Raw genomic sequence first — 13,419 nt, 5'->3', positions numbered from 1 at the left:
ATGTGCTCCTTAGCGAGAGCGGTTGCGCCGCCCATCTTTCCGATTTACTTGCACCACAGGCACTGGCATCGCCAACGGGGCAAACTCCGTCATCACCCGTCGATAGACTTCCCGCTTGAAGGAGACAACCTGGCGTACCGGGTACCAGAAACTGACCCAACGCCAATCATCAAACTCGGGGTGACCATGACAGCCGAACTGGATCCTGGACTCCCTGCCCGGATCCAGCTGTAGCAAGAACCATTTTTGTTTTTGGCCAATACAGACCGGTGAACTGTCCCAACGAACAAGGCGTTTTGGCAAGCGGTACTTCAGCCAGTTGCGACTGGTGGCCATGATGGTCACATCCTCGGGCTTGAGGCCTATCTCCTCATACAGCTCACGATACATGGCCTGTTCTGGCGTCTCACCGTCATCAACTCCTCCCTGCGGAAACTGCCAGGAGTGCTGCCCATAGCGCTTAGCCCACAATACTTGCCCGTCACGGTTACAGATCACGATTCCGACATTGGGACGAAACCCGTCGCCATCTATCACGTGATCACCTTATAAAGGCTGAATCTATAAGGAGATTGTTCCACATTCACTCCGTGGCAGCAAACAAGGACTGCAATCCCCCACGCATGAATAACTTTCAATTTCAAGCCGACTTATAAACAAACCCAAGGATCAAGCCCCGCAAGTTGCCCACCCAGGCTGTGTATAAACCTGTTAGCAAGCGGGTATATACAGTAGTTTTGGTTATCTACTCTAAATTAAACATCAGCATACAGCATGTTAATAAAAACAAAATATGTATTTAAATACATAGTGTTAAATGAATGGTGCTGGATCAAGATCCATGTCTTTCCCCGCCGAAGATCCGGGATCCCGATTGTGAACAAGTCCAACTGTTCAAAGATCCACCACGGCTAATTTATCCACAGGCATGGCACACTATCTACCCTGCCATCGCAGCAAAAATCGGTGCGGTTTCACATTTTTTTGTAACAACCCCCTGACTATTACCACTTTACGGCAGTTATCCAAGATTTCTGTGGATAACTGTGTGCAACAGCATGAGCAAACCCTTGGACAACTATTTCAACTCGGGATCCTGTGCCGGGAAGATCTGCGCTATAAAGACAAACTCTTTAAAAATCATTATGATAAGTCATCACCTACAAAACGCCCCCCCCTGTGCAGCCCCCTGCCAGGAACGGTTATAAAAACAGCGATCCTCATCAAGGATCAGACTTGCTAAAATAATTCCCCTTTGCAGGAGTCATTCATGCCCACCAATCCGCAGTCAGAACAGGAACTGCTGGCCCGTGCCGACGCCATGGCTGGCTTCTCGCTGGCACAGCTGGCCAGCGATGCAGGCATTGCTGTCCCTCGCGATCTGAGGCGGGACAAGGGCTGGGTCGGTCAACTTATCGAGTGGCAACTAGGGGCCAGCGCAGGCAGCAAGCCGGAGCAGGACTTCCCCGAGCTCGGCATCGAGCTCAAGACGATCCCCATCGATCCTTATGGCAAGCCGCTGGAGACCACCTTCGTTTGCGTGGCACCACTGATCGGCGTCAGTGGTCAGCGCTGGGAAGAGTCGAATGTACGCAACAAGCTCTCGCGGGTACTCTGGATCCCGGTGGAGGGCAGCCGTGACATCCCAGTAGGAGAACGCCGGATCGGCATGCCGCTGATGTGGAGCCCGAGTGAAGAGGAAGATGAATTGCTGCGCCAGGACTGGGAAGAATTGATGGACATGATAGTGCTGGGAGAGGTCGAGCAGATCAGTGCTCGCCATGGCCAGGTGTTGCAGTTGCGCCCCAAGGCAGCCAACAACAAGGCGCTGACCCGTGCCATCGGCCGCAATGGTCAACCAATTTTGACACTGCCACGAGGCTTTTACCTCAAGACAGGGTTCACTCATGGCCTGCTGCAACGACACTTTGCCCTGCCCCTTTGATCTCCGTTATAAACATCCTTGTCATAAAGTGATATAAAAATAGCCAGTAGCTATTTCTTCGCAATCAATGACAAGGAGGCGTCATGCCGATCAACAAGCAATTTCTCAAGTCCCGCCCCGAGGTCAAGGTGACCTTCGCGGTGGAAAAAGAGGCTGCAGGTGAAGCGGAGCAGGTATTGCTGCTGGGAGAGTTCAGCCAGTGGCAACCCATAGAGCTCAAGCGGATGAAGAGCGGGGAGTTCAGAACCACCCTAAACTTGCCCACCGATGGCCCCAGCCATTTCGAATACTGCTACCAGCTGGTGAAACCGAACGGAGAGACGCTCTACGACAACGACTGGGAGGCGGACGACTATGTGCCAGGCCCCTTCGGACGGGACAACTCTGTGGTACGGGTCAGTCAGTAAGCGGCGGTCAGAACGCTGGCGTACGGTCAGGATCCTGAACAGCGGACACAAAAAAGGCTCGCCATTGGCGAGCCTTTTCACTACCTGTCGAGCTATTTGCCGACATATCGACACCAATTCGAATCGAATTAGTTGAGCTTCTCTTTGATACGAGCAGCTTTACCGGACAGGTTGCGCAGGTAGTACAGTTTGGCGCGGCGAACATCACCACGACGCTTCAGTTCTACACTGTGGATCAGCGGAGAGTGAGTCTGGAATACACGCTCAACACCTTCGCCGTTGGAGATCTTGCGAACGGTGAAAGCAGAGTGCAGACCGCGGTTACGCTTGGCAATAACGATGCCTTCGAAAGCCTGCAGACGCTCTTTGCCACCTTCTTTAACACGAACTTGAACACGTACGGTGTCGCCCTGGGCAAATGCCGGGATGTCGGTACGCAGTTGCTCTTGTTCAAGCTGCTGAATAATCTTGCTCATTGTCTTTCCTTACCTAGGATAAACTGAAAACTCTACTTAACGCTGTCACGCACTTCGCGGACATACTCGGCAAGAAGTGATTCTTGCTCGTCAGTCAGAGCTAGGTTGTTAATAAGTTCCGGCCTTCTTTGCCAGGTTCGTCCGAGCGACTGTTTGAGACGCCAGCGCCTGATCACTTCGTGATTGCCGCTTGTCAGCGCCTCGGGCACCGCCAATCCATCCAACAACTCCGGCCGAGTGTAGTGGGGATGATCCAGCAAGCCATCCGTAAAGGAGTCCTGCTCGGCACTGGCCTGATCACCCAAAACCCCAGGGACCAGACGCGAAACCGCATCGATCAGGGTCATGGCAGGCAACTCGCCACCACTTAACACGTAATCCCCGATAGACCACTCTTCGTCGACTTCGGTTTGTATCACGCGTTCATCGATACCTTCGTATCGACCGGCTACCAGAATCAGTTTCTGATTCGTCGCCAACTCGGTTACGCCCGCTTGAGTCAGCTTGCGTCCCTGAGGAGAGAGATAGATGACTTTCGCCCCGTCTCCCGCCGCTTGCTTGGCTGCATGAATCGCGTCACGCAGCGGCTGAACCATCATCAACATGCCGGGCCCACCACCATAAGGACGATCATCGACCGTACGGTGTTTATCGTGGGTAAACTCCCGGGGGTTCCAGCACTCAATCTGCAGCAGGCCACTCTTGACGGCCCGACCCGTTACCCCGTGCTCGGTAATGGCTCGGAACATTTCCGGGAAGAGGCTAATCACCCCAATCCACATAAGAAACCTCCGGCACTCGTGTTACCGCGGGAAACTAGAAACCAGGATCCCAATCAACTTCGATTGTTCGAGCAGTCAGATCAATATGCTTGATCACCTGCTCTTCCAGGAACGGAATCAACCGCTCCTTCGCGCCAAAGGCATCTTTTACATTGGCCTCAACCACCAACACATCGTTGGAGCCGGTTTCCATCAATTCGGTCACCTTGCCCAGGTCGTATCCCTTGGTGGTCGATACCGAGCAACCAATCAGGTCACGCCAGTAAAACTCACCTTCAGGCAACGCAGGCAAAAGATCAGCGGGTACGCCAATCTCGACATTGGTCAATGCAAGGGCATCTTCACGCAGATCGATACCATCGATCTTGCAAATCAGACCCTTGTTGTGACGTTTCCAGGCCGAGACCTTGAGTTCACGCCACACCCCGTTCTGATTGATCATCCAGGGGTTGTAATCGAAAATCGCTTCGGCAACATCGGTGAAGGAGTTCACTTTAAGCCAGCCCTTGATGCCATAAACGGTACCCAGAGTGCCCAGAACTACAGGTTTTTCCACCTTAACTCCTTACCGTTGGGCTGATTAAGCAGCTTTGGCAGCGTCTTTGATCAGCTTGGCAACGCGGTCAGAAACAGCGGCACCAGTAGCAACCCAATGCTCGATACGAGCCAGGTCCAGATTCAGCTTTTCAGCAGAACCAGAAGCGACCGGGTTGAAGAAACCAACGCGCTCGATGAAGCGACCGTCACGGGCGCAACGGCTGTCAGAAACTACTACCTGGTAAAACGGACGCTTTTTCGCGCCACCACGTTGTAAACGAATGGTTACCATATCGTCCTCATAAACATCTAATGAACAAGGCCTGCAAATACGCAGACCCTAGCTTAAAATAAGCCGCGTAATTCTACTTGGATTCGTAATAATTGCAACCAAGCCAGCTATTTTTTGCGCAAGGGTTGGCATGAAAAAGGCTCACCTCGGTGAGCCTTTCTGCCTGACAAGCAGGAAAATCAGAACGGACCGCGACCACCGCCACCGAATCCGGGCGGCAGCATGTTCTTCATCTGCCCCATCATCTTGCGCATGCCGCCCTTGCCGGACATCTTTTTCATCATGCGCTGCATTTCGGTGAACTGCTTGAGCAACTTGTTCACGTCCTGCACCTGCATGCCGGAGCCTGCAGCGATGCGGCGCTTGCGGGAACCCTTGATGAGATCAGGATGGGCGCGCTCCTTGGGCGTCATGGAGCTGATAATGGCCTCCATCCGCACTGTGAGTTTGTCATCCATCTGATCTTTCACGTTATCCGGCAGGCCGGACATGCCCGGCAGCTTGTCGAGCATGCCCATCATGCCACCCATGTTGCGCATCTGGGCCAGCTGTTCACGGAAGTCTTCCAGATCGAAGCCTTTGCCACTCTTGACCTTGTTGGCCAGTTTGGCTGCCTTCTCCTTGTCGACCGTGCGCTCCACTTCCTCGATAAGCGACAGTACATCACCCATGCCGAGGATACGGGAAGCGAGGCGATCCGGATGGAATGGCTCCAGCGCGTCTGTCTTCTCACCCATACCGATGAACTTGACTGGCTTGCCGGTGATATGGCGCACGGAAAGAGCGGCACCACCACGGGCATCACCGTCGGCCTTGGTGAGGATCACGCCAGTGAGCGGCAGCGCCTCGTTGAACGCCTTGGCAGTGTTGGCGGCATCCTGACCGGTCATGGCATCCACCACGAACAGGGTCTCGATAGGCTTGATGGTGGCGTGGAGATGGATGATCTCGTCCATCATGTCGCTGTCGACGTGCAGACGGCCGGCGGTATCCACGATCACAACGTCATAGAACTTCTTGCGCGCCTGATCGATGGCCGCGGTGGCGATATCGACCGGTTTCTGGCTGACATCACTCGGGAAGAAGTCGACGCCGACGTCGCTTGCCAGGGTTTCCAGCTGCTTAATCGCCGCAGGGCGATAGACGTCGGCACTGACGACCAGCACCTTCTTCTTGCTTCGCTCTTTGAGCAACTTGGCCAGTTTACCGACCGTAGTGGTCTTACCGGCACCCTGCAGACCCGCCATCAGTATGATGGCGGGCGGCTGGGCAGCCAGGTTGAGCTGTTCATTGGCCTCCCCCATCACAGAGACCAGCTCGCCGTGCACTATCTTGATGAAGGCCTGGCCCGGGCTCAGGGACTTGGCCACTTCCTGGCCCACGGCACGTTCTTTCACGCGGGCAACGAAGTCACGCACTACCGGCAGGGCGACGTCCGCCTCGAGCAGCGCCATGCGCACTTCGCGCAAGGTATCCTTGATGTTTTCTTCGGTCAGCCGGCCACGGCCACTGACATTGCGCAAGGTGCGCGAGAGTCGTTCAGTCAAATTCTCAAACATGACGCATTCCGGTTCTTGGCGTAACAAATGGGGGGATTATACCCCAGTCAGCCCTGTGAGGACGATTATTCACCGCTCGTGGCGGTCATCAGCCAGCTAACAGGCAAGCTGAACAAATGGGGGCATTATAATACCTCAGCCAGCGTGAGGTAGCGCTGGAGGACAATTATTCACCGCGCAAAGCGGTCGCCTGCTGCCTATATATGGGCAGATCGGCGGTAGCACAACTGGCGAGCATATCTTGTGCAAGGTATACTGCCACTCCTGTTCCAACCGCTTGTTCAACAACGACCTGGTTATGATCGTGATCTCTATTCTGGCCCTGGCATTCTATCTGCTCGCCATCGTCGCCTCGCTGCACCTGCTGCTCAATGCCAAACAAGTCGGGCAAGCGCCCCTGTTTGCCTGCATAGGACTGGCTCTGGTCGCCCATGGCGCGTCGGTTGCCAGCGAAGTGCTGGTGACCCATTCCGGCCAGAATCTCAGCATGCTCAACGTCGCGTCTCTGGTCAGCCTTATCATCAGTTGCTTCATGACCTGCGTCACCCGTCGCTTCAACGGCTGGATCCTGCTGCCCGTGGTCTACAGTTTTTCCGCCCTGCTGCTGGCCGCCAGTGCCCTGATACCGGGTCGCTATATCACCCATCTGGAAGCTCACCCCCAGTTGCTGCTGCACATAGGTCTCGCGCTGATGGCCTATTCGGTGCTGATGATCGCCGGTCTTTTTGCACTGCAGCTTGCTTGTCTGGATCGTCAGTTGAAGTCCCGCAAGATCAGCCAGCTACCGTCCATGCCTCCCTTGATGACGGTAGAGAAGCGCCTGTTCCAGCTCATCTCGGCGGGTCTGTTCCTGCTGACGCTTTCCATCGCCTCCGGTCTGTTCTTTCTGGAGGACATGTTCGCCCAGGGTAAATCCCACAAGGCAATCCTCTCGATCCTTGCCTGGTGCGTCTACGTATTGCTGTTATGGGGTCACCATACTCGTGGTTGGCGTGGCCGCAGGGTCATTACCCTGAGTTTTGTCGGCAGTGTCATCCTGACGCTGGCCTATTTCGGCAGCCGCTTCGTGAAAGAAGTGCTGCTGAGCTGATATTCACTTTTACTCACCTAGCCCCAACAGGAGCCCTTTTTGGACAGCATCTCAACGAGTACACTACTGATTGTCCTCGTTATCTTGATCTTTCTATCCGCTTTCTTCTCCAGCTCCGAAACCGGCCTGATGTCCATCAACCGCTACAAGCTGCGGCATCTGGCACAGACCAAACACAAAGCCGCACGCCGTGTCGAGCAACTGCTCGCCCGACCCGATCGTCTGCTGGGCCTGATCCTGATAGGCAACAACCTGGTCAACATCTTCGCCTCGGCCATCGCCACCATTGTCTGTATCCGGCTGTTTGGCGATCTGGGTGTTGCCATCGCCACCTTCGGTCTGACCCTGGTCGTGCTGGTATTTGGCGAAGTCACCCCCAAAACCCTGGCGGCCATGTTCCCCGAAAGAATTGCCTACCCCGCCTCCTGGATCCTCAAGGGGCTGATGGTGCCGCTCTACCCCTTCGTCTGGCTGATCAATGGCATCACCAGCGGCCTGCTCAAGCTGCTGCGAGTCACTCCCAACAAGAATGATGCTCTCAATACCGAGGAGCTGCGCACCATAGTCAACGAGGCCGGCAGTCTCATCCCCCAGCGCCATCAGGAGATGCTGCTTAGTATCCTGGACCTGGACAAGATGACGGTGGAGCACATCATGGTGCCACGCAGCGAGATCTACGCCATCGACATCAACGATGACTGGAAGAGCATACTGCGCCAGCTGGCCCACGGCGCCCACACCAAAATACTGCTCTATCGAGACAACATCGATGACGTGGTGGGCTTTCTGCACGCCCGCGATGCGCTGCGGCTGATGGCCAGGGATCAGTTCAACAAGTCGAGCCTGCTGCGGGAAGTGGACGAGATCTACTTCATCCCGGAAGGGACGCCGCTCAATGTGCAACTGGCCAAATTCCAGCGCAACAAGGAGCGGATCGGCCTCATTGTGGATGAGTACGGTGACATTCAGGGGCTGATTACCCTGGACGACATCCTGGAGGAGATAGTGGGCGATTTCACCACCACCATTACTCCAGCGCCCAGCGAAGAGATCCATCCTCAACCGGACGGTTCTTTCCTGGTGGAAGGCTCGGCCAGCATCCGCGAACTGAACAAGGAGATGAACTGGCAACTGCCCATCGACGGGCCGAGAACCCTCAATGGCGCAATTCTGGAATATCTGGAGGAGATCCCCCAGCCCAACATCAGCCTGCGGCTGGCTGGCTACCCCATCGAGATCATGGAAGTAGAGAACAACATGGTGAAGATGGCGCGGATCATGCCAGATTTATACCGCAACGTATCGGGTTTCGAAGATTGAAAAAAGGCTGCCGATGGCAGCTTTTTTATCTCACTCATTCTCGTCGTCAGGCTCTGGTTCCAGCACCAGGGTCGGGATCAGCTCACCGAACACCTTCTGCAGCTCATCGCGATTGGCCAGCAGGTCTTGCAGCGTGTAGCTGTCCATCACCGCCAGGAAGGCGTTCATCGCCTCCTTCAGGGCGCTTTTCAGCAGACAGACAGACACGATATGGCAAACGGGCGAGTTGCAGTCGATGCCGTCCAGGTTGCCCTCCAGCGCACGGATCACCTGGCCGATATTGACTGTCTCTGGCGCGCAAGCCATGCGGATCCCGCCATTCTTGCCCCGCTGTGACTGCAGATAACCCAGCTTCACCAGCTGATTCACCACCTTCACCATGTGGTTGCGAGAGACGTCATACAAGGCGGAAACCTTGGCCACGCTCGACAATTCCCCCTGTGGCAAGGTCGCCAGATAGAGCAGGGCTCTCAATCCAAAATCGGTATAGCTAGTTAGTCTCATAGGGCCTGTGTCGCATCACGCGGAAAATTGATTATTGATCCAGATCAAATAAACATCTAGGATGCAGCTTATTAAGTGACATTTTAAATGTTTAATTAGAAAGGACCCCTTATGTTAGATCAAGCCACCATCGCCGTCATCAAAAGCACCATACCTTTGCTCGAATCGGCGGGCCCTGCACTCACCCAGCACTTCTATCAGCGCATGTTCAGTCACAACCCCGAGCTGAAGGATATTTTCAACCTGGCTCACCAGCGCAGCGGCGGCCAACCGCTGGCCCTGTTCAACGCAGTGGCGGCTTATGCCAAGAACATCGACAACCTGGGGGCCCTGGCCGGTGCAGTAGAACGTATCGCCCACAAACACACGGGTTTCATGATCCAGCCAGAACAATATCACATTGTAGGTAGTCATCTCTTGGCCACGCTCAAAGAATTGGGCGGAAGTGCAGTCACCGACGAAGTGCTGGATGCCTGGGGCAAGGCTTATGGAGTACTGGCCAGTATTTTCATCGGTCGGGAGAGCGAGATCTATCAGGAGAAGGCGAGCGAGATCGGTGGCTGGCAAGGCCCTCGCCCCTTCATCATCAAAGAGAAGCGGGTCGAGAGCGAGCTCATCACTTCCTTCATGCTGGCGCCGATCGATGGCAAACCCGTGCTGCATTTCAAGCCGGGCCAGTACCTCAGCATCCAGCTCAACCACCCGGAACTGGAATATCAGGAGATCCGTCAGTACTCCCTCTCCGATGCCCCCAATGGCCGCGATTACCGTATTAGCGTCAAGCGCGAGCCGCAGGGTCAGGTTTCCAACCTGCTGCATGACCATCTGCAAGTTGGTGACAAGGTGGATCTGATGCCGCCAACCGGTGATTTCTTCCTGCAAGCCAGCGCCAGCACCCCAGTGGTGCTGCTCTCCGCCGGCGTGGGCCTCACCCCCATGCTGAGCATGCTCAACCAACTGCTGAGCACGGGCCATGATGCCGATGTCTGCTGGCTGCACGCTTGTGAACGGGGTTCGCTGCATGCCTTCAAGGAGGATATCCAGCGCAAACGCCAACAGCACCACAAGCTGCAGAGCCGGGTCTGGTATCGGGAGCCAAGTGATCAGGATGAGCAAGGGAAGGACTACGACTTCAGCGGCACCATGGACTTGAGTCAGGTATCCGGGTTACTGGTACCGCAGGCCCACTACTACTTCTGCGGCCCGCTCGGCTTCATGCAGGGGATCAAGACACAACTCAGCGCGGCGGGTATCCCGACCGAACAGTTGCACTACGAAGTTTTTGGCCCCCACCAGGATCTTTAATTGGGGTTGCACCATATAAAGCAGTGAGGACCCGGCCTGTCATGGCACGGCGGCCGGATCCGGACCCACAGGTGAAAACCTGTGGGTCCTTTTTATTTAACGCATCGCCTTGGCACGGGCAATGGCGTTGGCAGGCATGCGGTTGCCCAGTCGATTCAGCAGGCTGGTCGCCTTCTGATGCAAGGCCTTGTCACCAATGACAGTACTGTGCAGCCAGTGATACGCCTCTTCATAATCCAGCGGGCTGCCCAGTCCCTGCAGCAACATCTCGACCCACTCTATCTGTGCCCGCTGAAACCCCAGACTGGCCGCTTCACGCATCAGGGTTTCGGCCTTGAGCAGATCTTTTTGCACCAGAGTGCCCTTCCAGTAATAACGGCCCAGCTGTTCCAGCGCAGGTGCCAACCCCTGATTGGCTGCATCCCACATGAATTTGACCCCGAGCTCCGCATTGGGCTTGATGCACACTCCCCAGGCCAGCATATCTCCCCACAGGAACTGATAGGCAGGCACCTTCATTACCTCGGCCCGCACCTCGATATCCTGGGTAAGCTGGCATCTGTCCTGTTTTACCTGCTGTAAATGACGCCCCTGCTCAATCCAGTTGAGCAGCTCGTCCTGACGATAGAGGGGCACAGCCTGCAGGTTGCCGCTGTCATCTGCACCGCTCGTCGGCGTGCTGGTCATGGGTTGACTGGTTGGAGAGAGCCCGCCATCCGACGCTGTGGCAGCCGCAGCTGATGAGGCCTGCGCCATTGAAGGAGCGACTGGCAGTGGCGCTGCTGGCCCGGCTGCAGACACCTCAGGCTGATATGACGCGACCGGTCCGGCGGCGGAAACCGCAGGCTGAGACACAGCCACCGGCTCGGCAGCGGAAACCGCAGGCGGGGATGCGATCGCTGACTCTGCCACGGAAACTGCACTGCTTGCCGTAGGTCCGGCGGCGGATACCTGTGGCTCCGCGCCCTGTGCCTGGGTCATCAGCAAACAAGCAAGGCCAAAAAGGGTAAGGGGTTTCATCATAAGGTTCTCCTGCTGCTCTCTGTTATCGGCAGCCAGGCCCATCCCCTTAGCCCGTCACCGTCAGCACCCTGCAGCAATGACAAAGGGGAGCCGAAGCTCCCCTTGTTGTCAGCCATGCGGCTTACTTGACGAACTCGACACCCAGCTGGATATCGGCTTTCAGAGTGGCCAGCATGCCCTCCATCGCCTCTTGCTCGAAGGCACTCAGCTTGCCGTAGTCCAGCACGGTTTCGACGCCATTCTTGCCCAGCAAGATGGGCTGTGCGAAGAAGGTAGCATGCTTGCCATCACCTTCCACATAAGCACACTCGATGACGTTGGCTTCGCCCTGCAGACCCTTGATGAGGGACAGGCCAAAACGGCAGGCAGCCTGACCCATGGAGAGGGTGGCAGAACCGCCACCGGCCTTGGCTTCCACCACTTCGGTACCGGCGTTCTGGATACGCTTGGTCATGGCAGCCACTTCTTCAGCAGTAAAGGAGGCGCCTTCGATCTGGGACAGCAGCGGCAAAATGGTCACGCCACTGTGGCCACCGATCACGTTGACACGCACCTTGTCGACATTCAGACCCTTGGCATCGGCCACGAAGGTCTCGGCGCGGATCACATCCAGTGTGGTGACACCGAACAGGCGACGCTTGTCGTAGACACCGGCTTTTTTCAGCACTTCAGCCGCGATGGCGACAGTGGTGTTGACCGGGTTGGTGATGATGCCGATCAGCGCTTTCGGGCAGGTAGCGGCACATTTTTCCACCAGATTCTTGACGATGCCGGCGTTGATATTGAACAGATCGGAACGATCCATACCGGGCTTGCGCGCCACACCGGCGGAGATCAGCACCACATCGGCGCCGACCAGAGCCGGGCTCGGATCTTCACCGCAGAAACCTTTTACTTTCACGTCAGTCGGGATATGGCTCAGATCGACCGCCACACCCGGAGTGACCGGGGCTATGTCATACAGGCTCAGTTCGGAACCAGCAGGAAGGCGATTTTTCAACAGCAGAGCGAGGGCTTGGCCGATGCCACCGGCGGCACCCAGAACGGCAACTTTCATGATCAACTCCATGTTTAAGCGTAGGTTTAAGGTTGTTTCTTGTTGTGGGCCCAACCTTAATGGATCCCCCCATAAAAAACAATCTGATAACAGTTGCAATCACGGGTTCTGTGAGCCAATAAACAGGCGGCGCATAAAAATGGGGGGAAATGCAAAAAATCAGAGGAGAAGCACAGATTTCCCGCATTTATACCTACCACAAAGAGGTAGATCTACCGAGCTCAGGCCTGGAATGCCAGGGCTCGCCGTTCACACCAGCGAAACCCAATTGTTAACAATCCGTTCATGGTCAGGTAAAGCGCACCGGCCACAGTGAACACAGCCAGGGTGTCATAGGTCTGGGCGTTGAGGCGCTGGGCCAGGCCCATCACGTCCATGATGGTGATGGTGCTGGCGAGCGAACTCCCCTTGAGCACCAGGATCACCTCGTTGGAGTAGGCGGGCACCAGTCGCCGCGCAGCATGGCGCACCTTCATCCACAGGGTCTGCCCGGCCGAAAAGCCGAGCGCGCGGCAGGCCTCCACCTCACCGGACGGAATAGCATCGAGCGCCCCCTTGAACAAGCGGGTTGAATAGGCCGCAGTGTTGAAACCAAGGGCCAGCACGGCGCAGAACCAGGGCTGCTTGAGCAGAGGCCAGAGCGGCCCGGATTTGAGCCACTCAAACTGTCCCGGCCCGTAGTAGATGAGGAAAATCTGGATCAGCAGCGGCGTGCCGGTGAAGATCAGTACCCACAGCTGTACCAGCTGGGTCGCCACCGGAATGCGCTGCTCCAGCACCCATGTCATGGCAGCCGCCATCAGTACGCCGAGCAGCAGACTGAGAGCAGTTAATTGCAAGGTGATCGCCAGACCACCCAGCAGGGTCATGAAATAGTCCTGCATGGTCAACCTCCGTAGGCGCGGATATAGCGGGCTGTCTGCTTAAACCCGAATTCACTCAGCTGACTGAAGACGGTCGATTGCAGAGTGATCACTAATCCCCCCAGCAGAGTCGTGAAATAGTCCTGCATGGTCAACCTCCGTAGCCGCGGGTATAGCGGGCAGTCTGCTTAAACCCGAATTCACTCAGCTGACTGAAGACGGTCGATTGCAGAGTGATCACTAATCCCCCCAGCAGAGT

Annotated in this window: 16 protein-coding genes; 5 read left to right on the top strand and 11 right to left on the bottom strand. The window is 55.9% G+C overall.

The window, feature by feature from the left end:
- Positions 1–9 precede the first annotated feature (9 nt).
- On the bottom strand, positions 10–537 hold the full coding sequence (rppH, locus tag OKC28_RS01125; protein ID WP_005313497.1) for an RNA pyrophosphohydrolase: 528 nt from the start codon (positions 535–537) through the stop codon (positions 10–12).
- Between the two features lie 733 nt (positions 538–1,270).
- Here rppH and mutH point away from each other — a divergent pair.
- Together mutH and OKC28_RS01115 are read left to right on the top strand one after the other, a co-directional pair.
- Positions 1,271–1,945: a DNA mismatch repair endonuclease MutH gene (gene mutH / locus OKC28_RS01120; protein ID WP_099991601.1), complete on the top strand. Its 675-nt coding sequence runs from the start codon at positions 1,271–1,273 to the stop codon at positions 1,943–1,945.
- A gap of 83 nt (positions 1,946–2,028) precedes the next feature.
- A complete protein-coding gene (locus OKC28_RS01115; protein ID WP_096119716.1) occupies positions 2,029–2,352 on the top strand; it encodes an isoamylase early set domain-containing protein in 324 nt (107 codons plus the stop codon).
- 128 nt (positions 2,353–2,480) lie between these two features.
- Here OKC28_RS01115 and rplS read toward each other — a convergent pair whose 3' ends face one another.
- From rplS to ffh, 5 genes are all read right to left on the bottom strand, one after another.
- A complete protein-coding gene (gene rplS / locus OKC28_RS01110; protein ID WP_005313505.1) occupies positions 2,481–2,828 on the bottom strand; it encodes a 50S ribosomal protein L19 in 348 nt (115 codons plus the stop codon).
- A 32-nt stretch (positions 2,829–2,860) separates the two neighbouring features.
- Positions 2,861–3,610: a tRNA (guanosine(37)-N1)-methyltransferase TrmD gene (gene trmD / locus OKC28_RS01105; RefSeq protein ID WP_005313508.1), complete on the bottom strand. Its 750-nt coding sequence runs from the start codon at positions 3,608–3,610 to the stop codon at positions 2,861–2,863.
- Positions 3,611–3,644: 34 nt separating this feature from the next.
- The gene (rimM, locus tag OKC28_RS01100; protein ID WP_005313510.1) at positions 3,645–4,166 is read right to left on the bottom strand and encodes a ribosome maturation factor RimM; all 522 of its coding nucleotides are present in this window, start codon (positions 4,164–4,166) and stop codon (positions 3,645–3,647) included.
- 24 nt (positions 4,167–4,190) lie between these two features.
- Entirely contained in the window at positions 4,191–4,439 is a 249-nt protein-coding gene (rpsP, locus tag OKC28_RS01095; RefSeq protein ID WP_021141082.1) for a 30S ribosomal protein S16, read from the bottom strand.
- A gap of 179 nt (positions 4,440–4,618) precedes the next feature.
- Positions 4,619–5,998 (bottom strand): signal recognition particle protein, encoded by a 1,380-nt coding sequence (gene ffh, locus OKC28_RS01090; RefSeq protein ID WP_270686779.1) that lies wholly within the window; start codon positions 5,996–5,998, stop codon positions 4,619–4,621.
- Positions 5,999–6,296: 298 nt separating this feature from the next.
- On the opposite strand from ffh, the gene OKC28_RS01085 reads away from it, so the two are divergent.
- Both OKC28_RS01085 and OKC28_RS01080 read left to right on the top strand, forming a co-directional pair.
- Entirely contained in the window at positions 6,297–7,088 is a 792-nt protein-coding gene (locus tag OKC28_RS01085) for a cytochrome C assembly family protein (RefSeq protein WP_034523623.1), read from the top strand.
- A gap of 39 nt (positions 7,089–7,127) precedes the next feature.
- On the top strand, positions 7,128–8,408 hold the full coding sequence (locus tag OKC28_RS01080; RefSeq protein ID WP_021138818.1) for an HlyC/CorC family transporter: 1,281 nt from the start codon (positions 7,128–7,130) through the stop codon (positions 8,406–8,408).
- A 30-nt stretch (positions 8,409–8,438) separates the two neighbouring features.
- On the opposite strand, the gene OKC28_RS01075 is transcribed toward OKC28_RS01080, so the two are convergent.
- A complete protein-coding gene (locus OKC28_RS01075) occupies positions 8,439–8,912 on the bottom strand; it encodes an Rrf2 family transcriptional regulator (RefSeq protein WP_034523613.1) in 474 nt (157 codons plus the stop codon).
- A 111-nt stretch (positions 8,913–9,023) separates the two neighbouring features.
- On the opposite strand from OKC28_RS01075, the gene hmpA reads away from it, so the two are divergent.
- On the top strand, positions 9,024–10,217 hold the full coding sequence (gene hmpA / locus OKC28_RS01070) for an NO-inducible flavohemoprotein (protein ID WP_155602276.1): 1,194 nt from the start codon (positions 9,024–9,026) through the stop codon (positions 10,215–10,217).
- Positions 10,218–10,313: 96 nt separating this feature from the next.
- Here the strand turns inward: hmpA and OKC28_RS01065 are convergent, their stop codons facing one another.
- The 4 genes from OKC28_RS01065 to OKC28_RS01050 all read right to left on the bottom strand — a co-directional run bounded on the left by OKC28_RS01065 (position 10,314) and on the right by OKC28_RS01050 (position 13,309).
- On the bottom strand, positions 10,314–10,904 hold the full coding sequence (locus OKC28_RS01065) for a tetratricopeptide repeat protein (protein WP_021138821.1): 591 nt from the start codon (positions 10,902–10,904) through the stop codon (positions 10,314–10,316).
- A 457-nt stretch (positions 10,905–11,361) separates the two neighbouring features.
- The gene (gene mdh, locus OKC28_RS01060; protein WP_021138822.1) at positions 11,362–12,297 is read right to left on the bottom strand and encodes a malate dehydrogenase; all 936 of its coding nucleotides are present in this window, start codon (positions 12,295–12,297) and stop codon (positions 11,362–11,364) included.
- Positions 12,298–12,518: 221 nt separating this feature from the next.
- Positions 12,519–13,181 carry an arginine ABC transporter permease ArtM gene (gene artM, locus OKC28_RS01055; RefSeq protein WP_005313537.1) on the bottom strand — a complete coding sequence of 221 codons (663 nt, stop codon included), beginning with the start codon at positions 13,179–13,181 and terminating at the stop codon, positions 12,519–12,521.
- A 2-nt stretch (positions 13,182–13,183) separates the two neighbouring features.
- On the bottom strand, positions 13,184–13,309 hold the full coding sequence (locus OKC28_RS01050; protein WP_256685717.1) for a hypothetical protein: 126 nt from the start codon (positions 13,307–13,309) through the stop codon (positions 13,184–13,186).
- Positions 13,310–13,419 lie beyond the last annotated feature (110 nt).

This window comes from Aeromonas sp. D3 (assembly GCF_027705025.1).
Lineage (GTDB): Bacteria > Pseudomonadota > Gammaproteobacteria > Enterobacterales > Aeromonadaceae > Aeromonas > Aeromonas salmonicida.
This window is presented reverse-complemented; position numbering and strand designations above follow the sequence as displayed.